Annotated in this window: 19 protein-coding genes; 9 read left to right on the top strand and 10 right to left on the bottom strand. The window is 71.1% G+C overall.

What is annotated here, in order from left to right:
• Positions 1–269 (bottom strand): hypothetical protein (locus ASD19_RS11500; RefSeq protein WP_055992865.1); only part of this gene is annotated, 269 nt, incomplete at its 3' end.
• An 86-nt stretch (positions 270–355) separates the two neighbouring features.
• On the opposite strand from ASD19_RS11500, the gene ASD19_RS11505 reads away from it, so the two are divergent.
• Positions 356–1327 carry an SDR family oxidoreductase gene (locus ASD19_RS11505; RefSeq protein ID WP_055992868.1) on the top strand — a complete coding sequence of 324 codons (972 nt, stop codon included), beginning with the start codon at positions 356–358 and terminating at the stop codon, positions 1325–1327.
• Positions 1328–1336: 9 nt separating this feature from the next.
• Here ASD19_RS11505 and ASD19_RS11510 read toward each other — a convergent pair whose 3' ends face one another.
• Genes ASD19_RS11510 through ASD19_RS11525 form a run of 4 tightly spaced genes read right to left on the bottom strand, consistent with a single transcriptional unit; the run spans position 1337 to position 4916 of the window.
• Complete coding sequence (locus tag ASD19_RS11510; RefSeq protein WP_055992871.1) at positions 1337–2689, bottom strand: plasmid pRiA4b ORF-3 family protein; 1353 nt, start codon at positions 2687–2689, stop codon at positions 1337–1339.
• Between the two features lie 9 nt (positions 2690–2698).
• Positions 2699–3601, bottom strand: a complete 903-nt coding sequence (locus tag ASD19_RS14555) for a hypothetical protein (RefSeq protein WP_162246670.1) — start codon at positions 3599–3601, stop codon at positions 2699–2701.
• A 10-nt stretch (positions 3602–3611) separates the two neighbouring features.
• Positions 3612–4130 (bottom strand): hypothetical protein, encoded by a 519-nt coding sequence (locus tag ASD19_RS11520; RefSeq protein ID WP_055992878.1) that lies wholly within the window; start codon positions 4128–4130, stop codon positions 3612–3614.
• Between the two features lie 9 nt (positions 4131–4139).
• Positions 4140–4916 carry an alpha/beta fold hydrolase gene (locus ASD19_RS11525; RefSeq protein WP_055992881.1) on the bottom strand — a complete coding sequence of 259 codons (777 nt, stop codon included), beginning with the start codon at positions 4914–4916 and terminating at the stop codon, positions 4140–4142.
• Between the two features lie 61 nt (positions 4917–4977).
• Between ASD19_RS11525 and ASD19_RS11530 the strand changes: the two genes are divergently transcribed.
• Positions 4978–5403 (top strand): hypothetical protein, encoded by a 426-nt coding sequence (locus tag ASD19_RS11530; RefSeq protein ID WP_055993372.1) that lies wholly within the window; start codon positions 4978–4980, stop codon positions 5401–5403.
• Here the strand turns inward: ASD19_RS11530 and ASD19_RS14120 are convergent.
• The 3 genes from ASD19_RS14120 to ASD19_RS11540 are packed head-to-tail and all read right to left on the bottom strand — an operon-like array spanning position 5360 to position 7633.
• A complete protein-coding gene (locus tag ASD19_RS14120; RefSeq protein ID WP_162246671.1) occupies positions 5360–6124 on the bottom strand; it encodes a nuclease-related domain-containing protein in 765 nt (254 codons plus the stop codon). The two genes, ASD19_RS11530 and ASD19_RS14120, sit on opposite strands and share 44 nt — an antisense overlap.
• Positions 6125–6137: 13 nt before the next feature.
• Positions 6138–7202: a hypothetical protein gene (locus ASD19_RS11535; RefSeq protein WP_156377193.1), complete on the bottom strand. Its 1065-nt coding sequence runs from the start codon at positions 7200–7202 to the stop codon at positions 6138–6140.
• A 38-nt stretch (positions 7203–7240) separates the two neighbouring features.
• On the bottom strand, positions 7241–7633 hold the full coding sequence (locus ASD19_RS11540) for a (deoxy)nucleoside triphosphate pyrophosphohydrolase (protein ID WP_055992887.1): 393 nt from the start codon (positions 7631–7633) through the stop codon (positions 7241–7243).
• 100 nt (positions 7634–7733) lie between these two features.
• On the opposite strand from ASD19_RS11540, the gene ASD19_RS11545 reads away from it, so the two are divergent.
• From ASD19_RS11545 to ASD19_RS11570, 6 genes are all read left to right on the top strand, one after another.
• Complete coding sequence (locus tag ASD19_RS11545) at positions 7734–8888, top strand: exonuclease SbcCD subunit D (protein WP_055992890.1); 1155 nt, start codon at positions 7734–7736, stop codon at positions 8886–8888.
• Positions 8885–11872: an AAA family ATPase gene (locus ASD19_RS11550; RefSeq protein ID WP_055992893.1), complete on the top strand. Its 2988-nt coding sequence runs from the start codon at positions 8885–8887 to the stop codon at positions 11870–11872. The genes ASD19_RS11545 and ASD19_RS11550 overlap by 4 nt, the downstream gene beginning before the upstream one ends.
• A complete protein-coding gene (locus ASD19_RS11555; protein WP_055992896.1) occupies positions 11869–12066 on the top strand; it encodes a YkvA family protein in 198 nt (65 codons plus the stop codon). Before ASD19_RS11550 ends, ASD19_RS11555 begins: the two co-directional genes overlap by 4 nt.
• A gap of 197 nt (positions 12067–12263) precedes the next feature.
• The gene (locus ASD19_RS11560; protein ID WP_055992899.1) at positions 12264–12446 is read left to right on the top strand and encodes a hypothetical protein; all 183 of its coding nucleotides are present in this window, start codon (positions 12264–12266) and stop codon (positions 12444–12446) included.
• On the top strand, positions 12446–13060 hold the full coding sequence (locus ASD19_RS11565) for a nucleoside deaminase (protein WP_055992902.1): 615 nt from the start codon (positions 12446–12448) through the stop codon (positions 13058–13060). The genes ASD19_RS11560 and ASD19_RS11565 overlap by 1 nt, the downstream gene beginning before the upstream one ends.
• Before the next feature lie 42 nt (positions 13061–13102).
• The gene (locus ASD19_RS11570; protein WP_055992905.1) at positions 13103–13660 is read left to right on the top strand and encodes a hypothetical protein; all 558 of its coding nucleotides are present in this window, start codon (positions 13103–13105) and stop codon (positions 13658–13660) included.
• Between the two features lie 142 nt (positions 13661–13802).
• Here the strand turns inward: ASD19_RS11570 and ASD19_RS11575 are convergent, their stop codons facing one another.
• Positions 13803–15257 (bottom strand): lipase maturation factor family protein, encoded by a 1455-nt coding sequence (locus tag ASD19_RS11575; protein ID WP_055992908.1) that lies wholly within the window; start codon positions 15255–15257, stop codon positions 13803–13805.
• A gap of 207 nt (positions 15258–15464) precedes the next feature.
• Positions 15465–17540, bottom strand: coding sequence for an NAD(+) synthase (locus ASD19_RS11580; protein WP_055992911.1), 2076 nt, complete (start codon positions 17538–17540; stop codon positions 15465–15467).
• 221 nt (positions 17541–17761) lie between these two features.
• Between ASD19_RS11580 and ASD19_RS11585 the strand changes: the two genes are divergently transcribed.
• Complete coding sequence (locus ASD19_RS11585) at positions 17762–21301, top strand: TM0106 family RecB-like putative nuclease (protein WP_235563043.1); 3540 nt, start codon at positions 17762–17764, stop codon at positions 21299–21301.
• Positions 21302–21318: the final 17 nt, after the last annotated feature.

Consider the following 21318-nt stretch of genomic DNA (forward strand, 5'->3'; position numbering starts at 1 on the left):
CGTTCGAGCAGCTCGATCCCGTTCCGGCAGCCGTGCTGCGCGGACAGCCGCTCGTCGAGCATCCGGTCGGAGCGGGCGTCGATCTCCCCGGCGGTGCGGACCCGGACCCCGTCCGTGAGGCGGCCGAGTTCCTCGGCGAGCGGCGCGAACGACACCGTCTCCGCGTCGCTCATCCCCGCGATCTGCGGCTGCACCGACCGCAGCACCGCGATCGCCGCCCGCATCGCCTCGTGCGGGGAGAGAGCTTCGAAGATCGGCTGCTCGGCCATGACCCCAGTATAGTACGCAGCTACGACATTGGAAAGGGTGTGGAGTACTTCAGTTCGAAGATATCTTCGAGCGGTAGCTTGTGCGCATGCGCATCCTGATCATCGGCGGCACCGGCAACATCAGCTCCTACGTCACCGCGCTCGCGGTTGAGCGCGCGCACGACGTCACGGTGCTCAACCGGGGCCAGAGCACGCTGCCCGACGGCGTGCGCGGGCTGGTCGGCGACGCAGGCGATCCGGTGTCCATCGAGAAGGCGATCGGCTCCGAGACCTTCGACGTGGTCGCGAACTTCCGCAGCTTCTCGCCGCAGCAGGTGGCCGACGACATCCGGATCTTCACCGGTCGCACCCGCCAGTACCTCTACATCTCGAGCGCCTCGGCGTATCAGAAGCCGATCGCGCGGCTGCCGATCGTCGAGTCCACGCCGCTGCGCAACCCGTTCTGGCAGTACTCGCGCGACAAGATCGCGAGCGAGGATCTGCTGGTCGCGGCGTATCGCGAGGCGGGCTTCCCGATGACGATCGTGCGACCGAGCCACACGTACGGGCCGTCGCTGATCCCGCTCAAGGGCGGGTGGACGGCGCTGCAGCGCATCCGCGACGGGCGCCCGATCGTCGTCCACGGCGACGGCACCAGCTGGTGGACGCTCACGCACTCGCGCGACTTCGCCCGCGCGTTCGTGGGCCTGTTCGGCAATCCGCACGCGATCGGCCAGGCCGTGCACATCACGAGCGACGAGAGCCTCACGTGGGACGAGATCGCGCGCCTCCTGGCGGCGCCGCTTGGCCGCGAGCCGGAGATCGTGCACGTCCCGTCGGACGCGATCGCGCGCGAGGTGCCGGCGATGGGGCCTGGTCTCATCGGCGACAAGGCGCACTCGGTGCTGTTCGACAACACGCTCATCAAGCAGCTCGTGCCCGGGTGGGTCGCGACGACGCCGTTCGCCGAGGGTGCGCGCGAGATCGTCGAGTGGTACCTCGCGGATGCCGCGCGGCAGAAGGTCGACGCGGACCTGGACGCCGCGTTCGACCGGATGATCGAGCGCTACGGGTCCTGACCGGCTGCGTCAGCGCGTGCCGAGCAGGAGCGCCTCGCGGGCGAGCTCGCGCGCGACCGGGCTCAGGACGCGCTTGGTCGCCGCGAGCGTGCGGACCTCGCCGAGCTCGGTCAGCACGGCGATCGGCATCGTCCAGGGCGTCGCGACGAGGTAGTCGCGCACGCTCGCGCCTTCGCTTTCGCGCCATCCGACCGCGCTCAGGGTGTCCGCGAGTTCCGCCCGGTCGATGGGCGCGCCGATCGTCGTGGCGGCGTGAAGCAGGGCCAGCAGCATCTCGTGCGCCGGGTAGCCGTCGTGCGGGTAGGCCGAGATGGCGCGCCGGATGACGCCCCAGAGCACCGTCGGATCGCTGTGGCAGCGCGTTCCGAGCTTGGTGCGCACGAGGTGTCCGCGATACTTGCGGATCAGCCCGAGGCTCTGCAGGCTCTGCCGGAACTCGTGCACGGGATGCGCGTCGGCCTCGCGGTTCACGCCGCGCACCCAGACCCGCATCGACGGGATGACGTCGGCCGCCTGCTTCACCAGCGTGGGCGGCAGGAATCCGGCTGAGGTGAGCTTGATGCCGTCACCCGCGGTGTGGTCGAGGAACCAGATGTATGGTGCGAGCGCCTCGAGTCGTTCGGCGTCGGACGGCGGGCGGCGCCGCACCAGGAGATCGGCGAGGCGCATCACCAGGCGGTGGCCGAGCTCGGTGCCGTAGAGGCGGTCGACCATGTCGACGAGCCGCCCGTCGACGCCCGCCGTGAGCAGCTGGAACATGAGGCTGTCGAAGGCCGCGTTCAGCGTGTCGGGATCGAACGCCTCGGGATCGTCGAGCAGCCGGGCGAGCGAGGCTCCGTCGGCGCGTCCGCCCGAGTCGTCCGGGGGAGCGGCGCGCCTGCCGTCGATCATCCGGATGGGCGGGTCGACGCGGCGGGGCGCGCGTGTGCTCACGAGCGTGAGGGTGACGGCCCAGTGGTCGCCGTAGTCGTAGACGTAGTGCAGCTCGTCGTCGGGCGTGCCGAGCACCGTGTGCAGCGCGACGCGTCGCTCGGGGAAGGTGCTGTCGTCGTCGGTCTCGCTCTCCTCGTACTCGCCGACGAAGGAGACGAGGTCGTCGCCGAAGAGCGAGGAGTCGTAGGTGAAACGGTGAAGGTGGGTGCCGTTCCAGGCGAACGCGACCTGCAGCACCTCGTGGAGGATGTCGAGCGTCAGATCGGACCGGATCTCGAACTCGCGCCAGATGAGCGGATCGGAGCGGTCGAGCTCCGCGCGGATCGTCAGGATCCGGGTGTTCCGGGTCAGGGGAAGGGTCAGCGGCGTCGATTCCTCGACGCCGGAGATCACCTCGGCGAAGCGCTCGTCGAGGTCGTCGTCGGGCATGTGCCCATGCTAGGCGGGGCACCCGGCGGCGGCCGGGTTCTCGGTGCAGTCGCTCTGGACCAGCGCCGTGTGCACCTCGACGACGCGGATCTCGCGACTCGCGCCGGGCGCCGAGACGACGCCGTCGACGGGGCGGGTTCCGTACGGGCCGAAGTCGACGACGGCGGTGTACAGCGCGGTGATCGTGAGCGTGTAGGTGCCCTTCTGCGCGTAGGCGTGACTCGTCGCGGTGGGCGTGTACTCGGCCTGGCCGAGCGCCGGCCAGGACGCGCCGCCGGTGCCCGACTCGCTCATCGTTCCATCGCCCCAGTCCTGCCGGAAGCCCGCCGGCGTGAAGGCGACCGACACCGGCAACCCGAACAGGTCGCCCGCCACGGTGTGGGCTTCGCTGCCGGCGATGGAGTTCATCGGCATGTTCTTCGCCGCGATGCCGTCGGGCTCGGTCGAGACCGACGGCGGCGTGGGAACAAAGCTGGCGATGTCGGCAAGCGTGATGACGGCCGGGATCTGCGGCTCCTCAGGCTCGTCGGGCTCCGGTTCGGGATCGGGCGCGAACGTGGCGCAGTCTCCGCCGACCACGCCGCCGCTGGAGTCGAGGCACGTGATCGGGAAGTCGGACTCGTCCGGTGGAGGTGGAGGGGGTTCGGAGGGACGGTGGGTTGTGCCGTGGTGGACGGGTGAGCCGAACGGATTTGTGTCTGGCAGGGGCGAACGCCCACCGCCGCTTCCGAGATCGACGGTTTGGCTCAGATCCACTTGGCTGCCTCGATTGGAAGCACCTGGGCCGTTCGAGGCGTTGCAAAGACCGGCTTGAAGCATGTCGATGCTGCAACCTGAGCTGGTTTCGACTGCGCCGATCCCCGCAGGCGCGAGGCTCAGGATCAGAGCAAGTGCAACCGGCAGATGCGGCACGGGCGGGACCTCAACAGTCCTCATCGACGAGCACGCTGTCGATGATCACGAGCTCAGATCGGTCGACCGTTGTGAACTCGACATCGAACGCGAAGCGCGTCGGGACGTCCTCAAGGGTCACGTCGTCTCCATCTGCATTGACGAGCCGACGATCCGAAGAGTCGTGGCACACAATCAGATGGATGGTCGCGGCACCTGCCACGACGTTCGCGGCGTCCTGATCCACTGAGACGATCTTCAGATCGCCCTCTGTACGAAGCCCTGCGTCTTCTGACTGTTTCATCAGTTCGGCTTCGCGCTCGCGCATTTCGCCCGAGAAGTACTTCAGGGGGTCTGCGCCCGGGTCACCCGCGTGGTAGGCGTTCAGTTCGTCGACGTACGCCCGATACGTCTCCTCAGCCGCGGCAAATGCCTCATCCTCGCTCGCGAATCCCGTCGGTGTCGGGGTCGGCGCGGGTGTCGGGGTGCATCCGGTCAGCCCGGCAAGGAGGAGCCCGGCGACGACCAGCGAGACACGACGCGACAGCATGCCCCCACGCTACGGATTCGTGGCGTCGGCTGTCGCGGTTATCCCCAGCCATGCCAGGATCCGGTCGGCCGCGGGATCCGGGTTCTTGATCATGGCCTCGTGCCCGACGCCCGGCACCTCGACCAGCGTTCCGCGGGGGAGCGAGCTCGCGACCTGCTCGCACCAGGCGTGCGGGGCGACCTCGTCGTCCTCGCCGCGCAGCACGAGCGCGTCGCCGGCGACCCGCGGGTATGCGAGCTCCGGCTTGTGGACGAGCATCGCGCGCATCTTGAGCCGCAGATTCGGCCCGGCGCGCAGGTACTCGCGCGCCCCGACGACGAAGACCTTCGGGCTCTCGTCCAGCAGATCCCGCCCGAGCCGGGCGAGCTGGGTCCAGGCGTTCCGCTGGCCGATCTCGACCGTGGGACCGATCAGCACCAGTCGTGCGTCCAGGTCCGGGTGGCGCGCGGCGATCTCGGTGATCACCTGCGTGCCCATGGAATGCCCGATGAACACCGGCGCGGCGATCCCTTCGGAGCGCAGGAACGCGGCGACGATGTCCGCGAGTCGCTCGACCGTGGGCGTGCGCGGCGGCTCGGGTGCCTCGCCGTACCCGGGGAGGTCGATCGCGATGACGCGTCCGTGTTCGGCGAGCCGCTCGGAGAGCCCATTGAACACCGTGCGTCCCATGCCGATGCCGTGGACGAGCACGAACGTCGGCTCACCGGATCCGCGCGCCTCCCAGATCAGCGTCGCGCCCTCGTGCGTGAAGGGGCGGGCGGGCTGGATCGCGGGATCGGAGGACATGCAACGAAGGTAGTCGGCGACACCTGTGGGGCCAGTGCGCTTGACGCGGGACACTGGCCTCATGAAGGGCGTCAAGAAGCGGTTCCTGCGGGTGCTCAACCGCACGCTCAACCCGCTCACGCTACGCGCGGCGAGGGGCGGACGCGGACCGTTCTCGATGGTGGAGCACGTCGGTCGCAAGTCGGGCCGGACCTTCGAGGCGCCGCTGATCCTGGCGGAGGTCCCCGGCGGCTTCGTCGCCGAGGTCACCTACGGCGAGGACGTCAACTGGTACCGCAACGTGGTCGCCGGCGGCGGCAGCATCCTCCACTGGGGACGGTGGTACCGGATCACCGGCGTCGAGCCGTACGGCGTGGAAGAGGGGCTACGCGCGTTCGGGGCGCCCGCGTCGTGGGTGCTGCGGCTGTTGCGGCGGCGGGAGTTTCGGTTGCTGCGGTGGAGGTTCAGTAGCCAAGTAGCTTCAAGGCCGGTGGTAGCCCGACGCTGAACGCAGCTGTCACGACGCCGGTGAGCGCTCCGAGGGCCCAAGCCAAGCGCGTGCGTTTTGCGCCCTTGACCTCACGCTGCAAAGCTGCGAATCGCTCATAGTCGCCTGCAGTCAAACCGACTTGAACGCCCCACCTGCGTGGATCGACGATCGCCTGTCTCGCGGCACTCAGCTGATCGGACGAGAGCACGACGGGTCGTTTCGCCAGCCATCGCGTCAGCTTCTCGGCGCGCAGCACGAAGACGTCAATCGGGGCCGCTTTGACGACCACCTCGCGTGCGCCGACAACCGCGACGATCGGGACGACTGGTGGAGCGCCAATGTCGGACAGCACTTTTTTCACGCGCGATGCCTCGAACCGCGCGTTTCGAATGTGATCTGTCTTCTGACCGTTCACGAGCAGCCGACGGCTTCCCACCCAGACCCTCGCGCCCTCGTGGAACTTGCTGTTGATGGTGAAGACGCCAGCGGGCCCGACCACCAGGTGATCGATGTCGCTTCCGCGCGTCCCGATCGGGATCGAGTGCGCCACAGCCCAGTCCGGGCCGAGTGCGGCGAGGCGTCGCGCGACGTCCAGTTCGCCGAGCGCGCCGAGGTACCAGGGGCGAGAGTCGGCGCTTAGTGGGCTGCGGCCGATGACGCGTGCCAGGCGCTCACGCTTCGCGACGCTCGCCTGTGCACGGAGACATTCGGCGATAACCGATGCCGCAGGGGCGCTCAACAGCTCGTCGCGATCATGCCAAGGGGGCGTCCGGGGTCAGGACGCTAAACCCTGCCCCTGCCTGCATGGCAAGGGCGATACCGTTCGTCCGCACCAGGTCGGTGAGGCTGCCGGTCGGCGCGCCGGGCAGGAGGATCATGGGCTTCGCCTTGTAACCGTGCATCCGTGCAACGTGGGCATAGTCGAGCGATTGGCCGATCGCTGTGCGAACGTGCTCCCGCGCGACCGACCGCTTCGCTTCGACGATCCAGCTTCGGGAAGACACGTACAGATCAGGGGTGATGATCGTGCCGTCGACCGGCAGGCTGAGGACGCTCACGCGCTCGCCCTGCCGAGTAAGCCATTCGCCGAACGAACGTTGCAATTCGAACTCGCGTCGGGAGATGCGGCGGCCTGCAGCGAGTTCACGTGCTCCGGTGGCAACCACATCCGTGGAACTGGGGGCGGTCCACGCGGACTCGGTAGCGACAGCGCTGGACACGTCTGCAGTTGCGAGGAGCGTCGGATCGGCACTGACCGGAATCAGTTTGAAGATGATGCCCGTTCGCATGTTGCCGTTGCGATCGGGAATTTGTCGGAGCTCGTACGCGGGCGTCCCGGTGGCGAATTCCCCGACGTACGTCACATACCGCGGCTCCTGTCGGAAAAGGCGAATCTTTTGACCACGCTGGGCCGACTCAAGGAGGGCCTTGTTACCGCGGAGGAAGGCCTGATCGCCCTCCTGTCCCGCGCCCGTATATGTGTAGCTGCCGTCCGGCATGAGGCGCTCGTATAGGTCGTACCCATGCCGCGCGCCGCGCTCGGGATCGGTAAAGACGAAGAGGTCTGGGAACCGACTGGATGCGATGATCCCGCCTTGAATCGAGCCGCCGTACGCATCATGAAGCTCGCGGCGCAGAACGCGATCACCCGGGACGAGGTGCCAGTGAATCGGGCGGGTAGCGCCTTCGCGTCGTAGTTCTGGGGCGACCGCCTCTGCCTCCGACTCAGTGAGATCGCGGACGTGAAGGCGCTCCCAGAGCTCGTGTTTCCCGAGATTTGTTCGCAGCGCGAGTTGTGCGAGGGAAACCGGAGGCATGGGCACAACCTATCGTGCGCGAATGGTCTGTGTCGACGCTAGATATTGCGTCTGGCAAGGGCGGTCACTGCTGGAATATCCGCGGGTGCCCAGTCAAGGGAATGTAGCTCGCTAGGGCGAAGCCAGGTCACCTCGGAGTGCTCCGTGGGAACGGGGTCGCCGGCAACGATTGAACACACGTACGTATGCAGGGTGATTCGAGCAAACGGATACGAATGCGTGTGGGAGTTGACATTCGCATCGACGCTGATCTCGCAACCAAGCTCCTCGCGGATCTCGCGCACGAGAGCGTCGTGCGGGAGCTCGTTCGGTTCGATCTTTCCGCCGGGGAACTCCCAGAGGCCGGCGAGCGGGCCGCCCGGCCCACGACGCGCACAGAGAATCGCGCCGTCTCGAACGATGGCGGCGCCCACGACGTCGAGCTCCTTCATCGCCCACCTCCGTTCGCAGCCAGCCTAAGTGAGCCCTCCGTCCGAGCAACCCGCGCCCCGCCTCCCGGGCAATGTCCCACCCCGTCCTTACCGTGGAGGCATGCGGATCCTGCACACCTCGGACTGGCACATCGGGCGGTCGTTTCACGGCCACCAGACGCTCGATGCGCTGCGCGGTGTGCTCGCGACGCTGACCGAGCAGGTGCGGGAGCACGAGGTCGACGTCGTGGTGATCGCGGGCGACGTGTTCGACTCCGCGACGCCGGCGGCCGCGTGCTACACGCTGCTGACCGACGTCCTGCGCGACCTCAGCGCAACCGGCGCTCAGATCGTGGTGACGAGCGGCAACCACGACAACGCCGCTCGGCTCGGATTCCTCGCGCCGCTGCTGCGTGACGGCATCCACGTGATCACCGACCCCGCGACCGTCGGCACCCCCGTGAGCCTGAACGACGAGCACGGGCCCGTGCACTTCTACGGCATCCCGTACCTCGAGCCGATCGTCGTGCGCAGCATCTGGCCGGGCGCCGCGCTGCGCACGCAGGAGCAGGCCATCACCCACACGATGGGGCTCGTCGAGGCGGACCGCGCCGAGCGCGGCGGTCGGTCGGTCGTCGTGTCGCACTGCTTCGCCGCGGGCGTCGAGCCGTCGCACGGCGTGGAGCGCGAGATCCGGCAGGGATCGCTCGACGTCGTGCCGCTGTCGGCCTTCGACGGGCCCGACTACATCGCCCTCGGCCACATCCACGGGCGCTCGCGCTTGGCCGAGCACATCCGGTACAGCGGCGCCCCGCTGCACTACAGCTTCAGCGAGGCAGACAAGCCGCGCGGCTCGTGGCTCGTCGACCTCGACGCCGACGGGCTCGCGAACGTCGAGTGGCTCGAGCTTCCCGTTCCACGGCCGCTCGTCACCCTGCGCGGCACGCTCGAGGAGCTGCTCACCGACGCCGCCCACGACGCGCACGTCGCCGCGTGGGTGTGCGCCGTGCTGACCGACGCGACCCCGCAGCCCGAGCCCATGCGCCGCCTGCAGCAGCGCTTTCCGTACTGCGCCACCATCCAGCCCGACCCGCAGAACCGCGCGGCCGACGACGGGCTCAGCTACCGCTCGCGCGTGCAGCAGACGACCAGCGACCCCGAGCTGATCGACACATTCCTCACCCTCGTGCGCGAGGGCGAGGGCGCGACCGACGACGAGCGCGAGCTCATCGCCGACGTCGTCGCCGGCCGCACGCTCGCCGAGGTGTCGGCATGAGGATCCACCGCGTCGAGATCGAGGGCTTCGGCCCGTTCCGCTCGCGGCAGACCATCGACCTCGACGCATACGCCGCCGACGGCATCTTCCTCATCTCGGGCCGCACCGGCGCGGGCAAGTCGAGCATCCTCGACGCCATCTGCTTCGCGCTCTACGGCTCCGCGCCCCGCTACGAGGACGGCGAGAAGCGCCTGCGCAGCGACCACGCCGACCCCGAGGACCCCACCGAGGTCGCGCTCGAGTTCACCACCGGCGGCCGTACCTGGCGTATCGAACGGAGCCCCGAGTTCCAGCGCCCCAAGAAGCGCGGCGACGGCCTCACACCGCAGAAGGCCGAAGCCCGCATGTTCGAGCGGGTCGACGGCGAATGGATCGGACGCGCCGCGCGACCCGTGGACGTCGCCACGCTCGTCGACGAGGTCATCGGGCTCACGCAGCAGCAGTTCCTGCAGGTCATCCTGCTCGCGCAGGGCCACTTCGCCCGCTTCCTGCTCGCCAAGAACGACGAGCGGCAGGCCCTGCTGCGCACGCTGTTCGGCACCAAGCGGTTCGAGGAGTACGAGAAGGCCCTCGACGAGCGCCGCAAGGAGGCCGTCGCGCAGGTCGAGAGCCGCAGCCACGCGCTCACGGCCCAGCTGGGCGAAGCGGAGCGCGTCGCAGAGGGCCTCGTCGACCCCGTCGACGGCGAGCCGCCCCTCGAGGAGCGGATCGAGCGGATCGGCCGCGCCGCCCTGCGGGCACGTCACCTCGCCGAGAGCGTCGACGCCGCCGAGCGCGAGACCGCCCAGGCGCTCGCCGCGGCCGAGAGCCTCCACACCGAGCGCGCCTCGCAGCGCGAGAAGCAGCAGCGCCGCGACGCCGCCCGCGCCACGCTCGCGACCCTCGAGGAGCGCGCGGACGAGATCTCCGGCCTCCGCGCAGAGCGCGACGCCGCACTGCGGGCCGAGCCCGTGCGCGGGGCGAAGGACGCGGCGACCCGCGCGCTCGCCGCCGTGAACGCCGCGGCCGCGCGGCTGGACAGCGCTGCCGCGGCATGGGACGACGCCGAGCGTCCCGAGATCGACGACGACCCGACGGCGCTCGACGCGTTCGTCGCCGAGGCCCAGCAGCGCATCGGCGCGTGGCGCCCGCTCGGCGACATCGAGGCGCGGCTCGACGCCGACGCGGCGGCGCTCGAGGCCCTGCGTGCGGACGCCGACGCCACCGCGGCGCGCGCCGCCGAACTCGAGGAGCGGGCGAAGGCCCTGCCGCAGGAGCAGAAGCGCGTGCAGGATGCGCTCGACGCCGCGACCGGCCTCGCGGCCACGGCGGAGTCGTTGCGCGCCGCCGTCGCGCAACTCGAGGCCCAGCTCGCGGCCGCGCGCTCGATCCCGGCCCTCGCCGAGGTGCAGCGGCAGGCGTTCGAGGCGCTGCAGCAGGCGAAGCGGCGCAAGGACGAGGCCGAGGAGCACCTCGCCGACCTGCAGCGCCGCCGCTTCGCGGGCATGGCCGGCGAGCTCGCGGCCGAACTGGTCGACGGCGAGGCCTGCGCCGTGTGCGGCTCGACCGAGCACCCCGCGCCCGCGACCCGCGGGGACGACGCCGTGTCGGTCGACGACATCGAGGTCGCGGACGCCGCGCGGGTCGCCGCGACCGCCGCGTACGAGGCCGCGAACACCGCCCTGGCCGCCGCCGATCGCGCGCACGCCGACGCGCAGAAGGACGCCGGCGGCCGCGCGGCCGAGGAGCTCGAGGCCGAGCTGGCGACCAAGCGCGAGGAGCTCACCGCGGCCGAAGCCGCCGCGACGGAGAAGGACGCGCTGGCAGCCGAACGGGCGGCGCTCGAGGCCGAGGCGCGTGAGCACAGTGCACGCTCCGAGGCGTTGGTCGCGGAGCGCACGCAGCTCGAGGCGCGCATCGCCGCCGCCACCGAGACCCTCGAGCGGAATCGCGCCGCCGTCGCGGAGGCTCGGGGCGCGGCCGACTCCGTCGGCGCGCGCATCCGGTCCGAGGAGCGGCTCGTCGCCCTCGCCGCCGCCTACGCGGAGGCGCAGCGCGAGGCCGCGCGCGCCGAGACCGCCGCGGCCGAGGCCGCCGAGCTGCTGCAGGCGGCCGTCGACGAGGCCGGGTTCGCCGCGCCGGCCGACGCGCTCGCCGCCCTGCGCGACGCCGCCGCGCGCGAGGCCCTCGACGCCCGCGTGCGCGAGCACGAGACCGCGCTCGCGAGCACCAAGGCCACGCTTATGGACCTCGAGCTCGAGGTGCTGCCTGACGAGCCCGTCGACACCGCCGCCAGCGCCGAGGCGGTCGCCACGGCCAAGGCCGCGTGGTCGGACGCGGTCAAGGCGCACACCGCGGCCGCGCAGCGCGCCCGCACGCTCGAGGACGCGGTCGAGCGCGTCGCCATCCTGCACGCCCAGATCGCCGACCTCGCGGCCGAGGCCGCGCGCATCCGGCGCCTGGCCGACACGGTCGCGGGCCGCGCGCACAACAGCAAGCGCATGAAGCTCGAGACGTTCGTGCTCGCCGCCGAGCTCGAGGAGATCGTCGCGGCCGCGAACATCCGGCTCGGCGAGATGTCGGGGGAGCGGTATCGCCTGCAGCACACCGACGCCCTCGCGGCCCGCGGGGCGGCGTCGGGCCTCGGCCTCGAGGTCATGGACCGCTACACCGGCCGGGCCCGCCCGCCGCACTCGCTCTCGGGCGGCGAGACCTTCCTCGCCTCGCTGGCGCTCGCGCTCGGGCTCGCCGAGGTCGTCACCAGCAGGGCCGGCGGCATCCGGCTCGACACGCTGTTCATCGACGAGGGCTTCGGGTCGCTCGACGCCGAGACCCTCGACACGGCCATGGCCACGCTCGACGAGCTGCGCCAGGGCGGGCGGACAGTCGGCATCATCAGCCACGTCGAGGCCATGAAGGAGCAGATCCCCGCGCAGCTGCGCGTCGAGCAGACGCCGCAGGGCTGGAGCCGGGTCGTCCAGGACATCGCGGTGGGAGCGGCATGAACAAGCGGAAGGCCGTCGGAGCGGTGCTGCTCGGCGTCGCGGGACTCCTCTATGGCGTCTCTCCGATCGATCTCATCCCGGATGTGCTGGCGCCGCTGGGGCTCGGCGACGACGCCGTCGCGATCGTCGGCGCGGCGATCGGCGCCTGGCGGCTGTGGTCGAGCGCGAAGCGGAAGCCGACCGACCGGGGGTGAGGCGGGGCGGTGGGGTGTGAGTCGCGGGAGGCTTCGAAGGTTTCGACTCGCTTCGCTCGCTCAACCCGTTTCGTCTCCGCTCGCTGGCGCTCGCTCCGCTCAACGACCGGGGAGGCCGCGCTCGCTCCGCTCAACGACCGGAGGAGCTCGCTCAACCAGCAACAAAGCGGAAACGTGGCGGAACTAGGGTGGGGAGCATGAAGGTCAGCTCGATCTGGACGATCCTCGGCGTGCTCGTCGCGGTGGTCATCGCGTGGTTCACCGTCGAGCTGATGTTCCGGCTCATGTACTGGATGGCGAAGCTCGGTGCGGTCGTCGTCGTGGCCGTGATCGTCTTCTTCATCCTCAACTGGATCTTCAGCCGCGGAGGCGACGACTGATGGACTTCCCGCCCCTCGCGACCCGGTTCACGATCGAGCTGCCGGAGTGGATCCGCGACGAGCTCGCCGACGTGCCCGACGTGATCCCGAGCCGGGACGAGCGGATGGCGCTCGTCAACCGGCTCGCCGACCGCAACTGGCGTGAGGGCAACGGCGGCCCGTTCGCCGCGATGGTCGCCGAGACCGCGACCGGCCGGATCGTGTCGGTCGGCGTCAACGTCGTACTCAAGACCAACATCTCCTCGGGCCACGCCGAGGTGACCGCGCTCGGGCTCGCGCAGGCCCGCCTCGGCGCGTGGGACCTCGGTGGCGAGGGCCAGGCCGAGCACGAGCTGCTGGTCAACTGGCGCCCCTGTGTGCAGTGCTACGGCGCCGCGATGTGGTCCGGGATCCGCACGCTGATCATCGCCGGTTCCGGCCCCGAGTGCGAGGACCTCACCACGTTTGACGAGGGCCCGATGATCGCGGACTGGGCCGGGGCGTTCGAGGCGCGCGGCATCCGCGTCGTCCAGGACCTGCGTCGCGACGAGGCGGTCGACGTCTTCCGGGCCTACCGCGAGGCGGTCGACGGCGGCGGCGTCACGGTCTACAACGCCCGCAACGGCGCCGCCTGACAGCCCCTTCCGGATCCGCTTCCGCCCGACTTACAGTGGGGCATGGAGAACACGACCGGAACCATCGTCGCCGTCGTCGGATCCGCGTCCGACGAGGTCCTGGCCAGCCTCGAGGGCATCGAGGGGGTCGAGACCCTGTCGCTGCGCGACTCCGACCCGGCGCTCGCCACCCATCGCATCGCCGCCGCATCGCGGCCGTGGGTCGTGCACGACGCCGACCCGCTGGAGCACGTCGCCGCGGCGTGGGTCGAGCTGTTCGAGGAGCGAGCCACGCTCGGGACGCTCGAGCTCGAGGTGCAGCAGGCGCTCGAGCACTTCGCGGGCGGGACCGCGCTGATGCCGGACTACTACATCGTGCTCGAGCCCGAGGAGGCGCCCGACACCTGGCGGCACTGGTGGTGCGGGGCGCTCGGCTACCGCGCGCCGCGCCGCGTGCTGCCGGTGCACGCGCCGGAGTCGTCGCTCGACGGGGCCATCCGGAACCTGCTGCGGGCCCTGCCGTCGTCGCGTCTCTGGCCCGAGCCCGAGACCTGGCTGCCGGGGCTCGCGTTCGAGATCCCGGACCGGATCGGCCTGCGGGACCGCGTCGACGAGGGCTGAACGGGGAGGCTCAGCGGGTTTCGACTCGCTTCGCTCGCTCAACCAGCACGATGTTGGAGCGCTTCACTCGCTCAACCAGCACGAGGTTGGAGCTCGCTCAACCAGCACGAAGTTGGAGCTCGATCAACCGGCACGAAGCGGATCAGCGCGACGACAGCGTCACCGGATCCACGATCACCCTGCGGCGGTCGCGGATCCACACCACGCCGTGCTCGCGCCGCTCCTCGCGCGTCGCGAACCGGTAGCGGTACGACACCACGCGCACCCAGCGGGGGCGCGCCCCCTCGAACGGGTCCCGGCGCAGCAGCCTGAGCAGCTGCGGGTCGGCCTGCAGCAGCTTGACCAGCAGCGCCTGGAACCAGTCGTCGAGGTGCCGCCCGAGCGGCAGGAACCACATCAGCCAGTCCAGGCGCAGGTGATACGGCGCGTACTGGCGAGGGATGCGGCGCTGGTCGCCCGGCTTGCCCTTGAACTCGTACTCGCGCCAGCTCGCGCGGATCGGGTCGTCGTCGAGCGTGCCCTGGACGATCCACTCGATGCGCCGCTTGGTCACCGTGCCGAACGCGCCGTACGCGTTCGCCAGGTTCCAGCGGTTGAAGCTGGCGTTCATCAGCTGATTGCGCGCGAACAGGTTGCGTGCCGGCCACCAGCTCAGCACCGCGTAGAGCGCGGTCACGGCGAGCGTGATCACGAGCCAGTACAGCGGGAGGTCATCGCTCGGCGCCCGCAGGGCCGGCACCGCGATCGCGGACGCACCGAGCACCACGGTCGACCAGTTCAGCCACGCGAAGTTGCCCGTCACGATCAGCCAGAGCTGCGTGCCGATCACGATCACGGCCGCGACCGTGCCGATCAGCTGCGGGATGTCATCCGGCAGCCACAGACCCAGGATGGGCGCGAACAGGAACCACGGCACGACCAGCTGCGCGAAGTGGTTGCCCACGACCTCGCCCATGTGGAACCAGCGCGGCAGCAGGTGCGCCTGGCGGCTGAGCGGGCCGGGCATGGGCTGGGTCTCGTGGTGGTAGGTGAGCGCCGTGAGGTCGCGCCACTCCCTGCCGCCGCGGATCTTGATCATGCCGGCGCCGAACTCGAGGCGGAACAGCAGCCACCAGAACAGGACGATGATGTGGGTGGCTGGCGGCTGATCCTGCGAGCCGAGGAAGGCTGCGAGGAACCCCGCCTCGAGCAGCAGCATCTCCCACCCGAAGCCGTAGAACGTCTGGCCGAGCGACACGACCGACATGTATCCGAACCACAGCGCGAGGAAGCACAGCATCGGCACCCACGGCGGCCCGAGCTGCGGCACTCCCGCGATGAGCAGCGCGGCGACGACCATCCCGCCGATCGCGAGCGCGCGCAGGCGGCGATCGGTGTACCGGATCCAGCGGAACAGCGTCGGGCGCAGCATCTTCGCGCGCCGCTCGGATGAGCGCGCCCACTCGAGCAGCCCCGGCGACGGCAGCAGGCCGCGCTCTCCGAGCAGCGCGGGGAACTGGTTGAACGTCGACATGAAAGCGATCAGGTACAGCGCGGCGATGCCCCGCTGCAGCACCTCTCGCGCGAACCAGAAGTCGACCGCCGCGAACCCGTCCACGCCGCCAGGCTAGGGCGCGGGCCGGGGGATGTCGCGGGGGTTGACGCGGCGGCGGGGCTTCCCCCTGGTGCTCGTTGAGCGGAGGGCGCTCCAGCGCCCGGAGTCGAAACGGAGGAAACCGCTGGTGGGGTCGGATGCAGTGGGCGACTTCGGGCGTTTCGACTCGCTTCGCTCGCTCAACGAGCACGGAGCGCGACGCCCGCGGGGTCAGTCGACGAGGTGGGGGAGCGCGGCCTTCAGCTCCGCGAGCCACGCTCGGGCGTTGCCGTCCGAGGGGGCGCGCCAGTCGCCGCGCGGCGAGAGCGAGCCCGACGGCGCGACCTTCGGTCCGTTCGGGATCGCGGAGCGCTTGAACTGCGAGAAGCCGAAGAAGCGCTTCAGGAACACCTGCTCCCACTTCACGATCGTCTCGAGGTCGTACGCGTAGCGATCCTCGGCGGGGAAGCCGGGAGGCCAGGCGCCGGCATCCGGATCCGACCACGCATGCATCGCGAGGAATGCGATCTTCGAGGGCCGGTAGCCGAAGCGCAGGATGTGGTGGAGCGTGAAGTCGTGCAGCGCGTACGGGCCGATCGTGCTCTCGGTCGACTGGACCTGGCCGTCCTGCCCCGCGGGCACGAGCTCGGGGCTGATCTCGGTGTCCAGCACCGACTGCAGCACCTCGGCCTCGTGCTCCGAGACGCCCTGCTCGTCGCCGTGCGCGATGACCCAGCGGATCAGGTGCTGGATCAGCGTCTTGGGAACGCCCACGTTGACCGCGTAGTGGCTCATGTGGTCGCCGACGCCGTACGTGGCCCAGCCGAGCGACAGCTCCGACAGGTCGGACGTGCCCACCACGATGCCGCCGTGGTGGTTCGCGAGGCGGAACAGGTAGTCGGTGCGCAGGCCCGCCTGGACGTTCTCGAACGTGACGTCGTAGACCGGCTCGCCCTTCGCGAAGGGGTGGCCCATCTGGCCGAGCATCTCGGTCGCGGCCGGGCGGATGTCGATCGTCTCGATCGAGGCGCCCACCGACTCGGCGAGCTTGATCGCGTTCGACTTGGTGTGGTCGCTCGTCGCGAAGCCCGGCATCGTGTAGGCGAGGATGTCGCTGCGCGGCCGGCCCATCCGATCCATGGCGCGCGCGATCACGAGCAGCGCGTGCGTCGAGTCGAGGCCGCCGCTCACGCCGATCACGGGCTTGGGGTCGCCGATCGCGCGCATGCGCTGCATCAGGCCCGCGACCTGGATGTTGAAGGCCTCGTAGCAGTCCTGCGCGAGGCGGGCGGGGTCGTCCGGCACGAACGGGAAGCGGTCGAGGTGGCGCTTCAGCCCCACGTCGCCGGTCGGCGGGTTCAGCGCGAACCGGATCGTGCGGAAGTCGGGCTCGCCCTCGGTCGCCGCGAACACGGTGCGGCGGTTGTCGTCGAACGTGCCCTGGCGCAGGCGGTCCTGGCGCAGGCGGTCGAGGTCCACGTCCGCGATCGAGTGCCGCGGCCCGTCGGGGAAGCGCTCGGTCTCGGCCAGCAGGTTGCCGCCCTCGTAGATCATGGTCTGGCCGTCCCACGACACGTCGTTGGTCGACTCGCCCATGCCGGCCGCGGCATACGCATACGCGGCCAGGCAGCGCAGCGACTGCGACTTGCAGAGGTCCTTGCGGTCCTCGGCGCGCGCGATCGTGATCGGGCTGCCCGAGAGGTTCAGCAGCACGGTCGCGCCGGCCAGTGCGGCGGTCGCCGACGGCGGGATCGGCACCCACACGTCCTCGCACACCTCGGCGTGGATGGTCAGGCCCGGCACGTCCTCGGCGTCGAACAGCAGGTCGGGCCCGAAGGGCGCCTCGGTGCCGGCGACGGCGATCGTGCCGCGCTGGTCGTCGCCCGGCGCGTACCACCGCCGCTCGTAGAACTCGCGGTAGGTGGGCAGGTACGACTTCGGCGCGACGCCGAGGACCTTCCCGCGGTGGATGATCACCGCGCAGTTGAAGATGCGGCTGCCGCGCGCGAGCGGAGCGCCCACCACCAGCACCGGCATCAGGTCGGCCGACTCGGCCGCGATCCGCGCGATCGCCGCGTCGACCGCGTCGAGCAGCGCATCCTGCATCACCAGGTCGTCGATCGCATACCCCGACAGGCACAGCTCGGGGAACACCGCGACCGCGACCGCCTCCTCGTGGCACTCGCGCGCCGACGCGAGCACGTGATCCGCGTTCGTCGCCGGATCCGCGATCGCGAGGGGGATCGTGCACGCCGCGATGCGCGCGAACCCGTGCCGGTAGGCGCTGGCGAAGTCGAAGTCGGTCACGCGTCCAGTCTGGCACGCGGGGTCGGAGGGGGTTCGTGCCGCGAGAGGCACGGGCCGTTTCGACTCCCTCGCTGGCGCTCGGTCGCTCAACGAGCAAGGGGTGGCGCAGCCCCGTGGTGGTTGAGCGAGCGAAGCGAGTCGAAACCCCTGAAGCCTCGCGGTCAGAGCAAGCGCCGCGCCGACGCCCAGGCGGTGTCCGAGGCCCGGGCTAGCCTCGGAACGTGCGATACATCCCCTCCGAGAGCTCCACGGCCGGCGTCCTGACGGCGCCGCGGGTCGTGTGGAGCGCCAGCGACCTGAAGCTCGCCGCCGAGTGCGAGTTCGCGTGGCTGCGCAAGCTCGACGCGAAGCTCGGGCGCGTGCCCGAGGTCGAGGAGCCCGAGGACGAGATGCTCGAGCGCGCCGCCCGCCTCGGAGACGTGCACGAGGCGCGGGTGCTCGAGGCGTATCGCGCGGAGTTCGGCGCCGGTGTCCTCGAGATCGCGGCGACGCGGTCGGCCGACGACGACGGGATGGCCGCGGCGGTCGACGACACGCTCGCGGCCCTGGCGGATCCGGATGCGCGGATCGTGTTCCAGGCCGCCTTCTCCACGGACGAGTTCGTCGGGTTCGCCGACTTCCTCAAGCGCGAGGACGACGGCCGCTGGCGCGTGCAGGACTCCAAGCTCGCGCGGCGGGCCAAGGTCACGGCCCTCATGCAGCTGGCCGCGTACGTCGATCAGCTCGACCGGCTCGGCATCCCGCGCTCCGACGAGGTGGACCTGCTGCTCGGCGACGGCACGACCAGCACGCACGCCGTGTCCGACCTGATGCCGCTCTTCCGCGTCCGCCGCGCGCGGCTGCGCGCGCTGATCGCCGACCGGCGGCTCGACCTGGGCGCGGCGGGGGAGGCGATCGCGTGGGCCGACCCGCGCGGCGAGCTGGGCGTCGTCGCGTGCGGGCGCTGCGCCACCTGCGAGCAGGAGGTCGTCGGGACGCGCGACGTGCTGCTCGTCGCCGGAATGCGCCCGGTGCAGCGCGAGCGGCTGCGCGCCGCCGGCATCCGCACGATCGACGACCTCGCGGCCGCCGCCGCGCCGCCGCAGGGGATGAACCCCGACGTGTTCGCGGGCCTGCGCACCCAGGCGCGCCTGCAGATCACCAGCCCGGCGGGCGTTCCGGGTCCCTCCGGGGAGACGCCGGATGCCGCACCCGCGTACGAGGTGGTGCTGCCGGAGGCGCTCGCGACCATGCCGCGCCCCGACCTGGGCGACATCTTCTTCGACTTCGAGGGCGACCCGCTCTACAGCGAGCCCGGCGCGCACGGCGCCGAATGGGGCATCGACTACCTGTTCGGTTGGATCGACATGCAGGAGCAGTACACGCCGCTCTGGGCCCACGACCTCGCGAGCGAGCGCGAGGCGCTCGAGAGGTTCTGCGACTTCGTCGCGGCGCGGCGCGCGGCGCATCCGCACATGCACATCTACCACTACGCGCCGTACGAGCCCACGCACCTGGCGGCCATGGCCGCGCGGCACGGCGTGCGCGAGGCCGACGTCGACCGGATGCTGCGCGACGAGCTGTTCGTCGACCTGTACCCGATCGTGCGCCGCGCCCTGCGCGTGGGCTCGCGGTCGTACTCGATCAAGAAGCTCGAGCCGCTCTACATGGGCGACGAGGTGCGCACCCAGGACGTCAAGGAGGGCGGCGACTCGATCCTCCGCTACGTCGAGGCGCGCGAGCTCCTCGCCGCGGGCGACGCGGCGGCCGCGCAGCTGATCCTCGACGACCTCGCCGACTACAACCGCTACGACTGCGTCTCGACCCGGCGCCTGCGCGACTGGCTGGTCGAGCGCGCCCGCGAGAGCCGCGTGCTGCCCGCCCGGCCCGACGAGCACGAGGCGTTCGCGTACGAGCCGTCGCAGCTCGCCCTGGCGCTCACCGCGCGGGCCGCGGAGCTCGGGACCGAACACCCGGATGCGCAGGCCCTCCGGCTGGCCGCCGCCGCGATCGACTACTACCCGCGCGAGCGCAAGAGCTTCTGGCAGGGGCACTTCCAGCGCCTGCGCGAGCCGCTGCCGCTGTGGGCGGACACGCGCGACGTGATCGCGGTGGACCCCGCCCGCAGCCGCGTGCTGCACGACTGGCACGTGCCGGAGGGCGGCCGCGCCACCCGCCGTGTGGTCGAACTGCGCGGTGACCTGGCCCCGGGCACGCGACTGAAGGAGGGCGTGCAGCCCTTCCTGCTCTACCCGCGACCCGCGCCGTTCGAGGCCGAGGCGTCGTCGCGCTGGATCCACGTCGGCCGCAGCGCCGAAGTGCTCGCCGAGCTCGAAGACGGCGTCGTGATCGCCGAGGGCTCGATCGGCGGCGCGACGTGGGACGAGCTGCCGATCGCCGTCACCCCGGCCGCGCCGCCGCAGGCCGGCAACCAGCAGAAGTCGATCGACGCGTGGGCCGAGACCCTCGCCATGGGAGCCGAGCTCCCCACGGATCCCGCGACCGACATCCTGCGCCGTCGTCCGCCACGCACCCGGTCGGGCGCGCTTCCGGCGTCGGAGGGCGACGACGTCGCGGCGATCGTCGCGGCCGTGCGTGACCTCGATCGCAGCTACCTCGCGGTGCAGGGCCCGCCCGGCACGGGCAAGACCTACGTCGGGTCGCACGTGATCGCGCGGCTCGTGAACGAGCACGGCTTCAAGGTCGGCGTCGTGGCGCAGTCCCACGCGGTGGTCGAGAACATGCTCGACCGGGTCGTCGCCGCGGGCGTGCCGGCGGCGCGGGTCGCCAAGGCGCCCAAGTCCGGCGCCGGCGCGACGCCGGAGCCGAGCTTCACGATCATCCCCAAGAACGGCGTCGCCGCGTTCACCGCCGAGCGCCCGGACGGGCACGTGATCGGCGGCACCGCCTGGGACTTCGCGCACGAGGGCCGCGTGCCGCGCGGCAGCCTCGACCTGCTGGTGATCGACGAGGCCGGTCAGTTCTCGCTCGCCTCGACGATCGCCGTCTCGCTCGCGTCCCCGCGCCTGCTGCTGCTCGGGGATCCGCAGCAGCTGCCGCAGGTCAGCCAGGGCACGCACCCGGAGCCCGTCGACACGTCGGCGCTCGGCTGGGTGATGGACGGCGCTCAGGTCATCCCGGCCACCCACGGGTACTTCCTCGCGCGCTCGTGGCGCATGCATCCGGCGGTCTCGGCCGCCGTGTCGGGGCTGTCGTACGCGGGACGTCTCGCGTCGCACGAGCCGGCCGCGCTGCGCCGCATCGACGGCGTCGAGCCCGGCCTGCACGTCGTACCGGTGCGGCACCACGGCAACGCGACCGAGTCGCCCGAGGAGGCCGCCGAGGTCGTGCGGATCCTGCGCGAGGTGCTGGGGCGCGCGTTCACCGACATCCGGATCGGCGACGGCGGCACGGGGGAGCCGTGCCCGCCGCGGCCGCTCACGCAGGCCGACGTGATCGTCGTCGCGCCCTACAACGCGCAGCAGCAGTGCGTCGAGCGCGCGCTCGCCGAGGCGGGGTTCCCAGATGTCCGGGTCGGGACGGTCGACCGGTTCCAGGGGCAGGAGGCGGCGGTGTCGATCGTCACGCTCGCCGCGTCGAGCGGTCGCGACGCGCCCCGCGGCAGCGACTTCCTGCTGCTGCAGAACCGCCTCAACGTGGCGGTCTCGCGCGCGATGGTCGCGGCGTACCTGATCCACTCGCCCGCGCTGCTGGACGAGCTGCCCCGCACACCCGAGGGCGTCGCCCGGATGAGCGCCTTCGCGCGGCTGGTCGGGGCGTAGCCGGGGCGGCGGCGCCT

Source organism: Microbacterium sp. Root53, assembly GCF_001426925.1.
Taxonomy (GTDB): domain Bacteria; phylum Actinomycetota; class Actinomycetes; order Actinomycetales; family Microbacteriaceae; genus Microbacterium.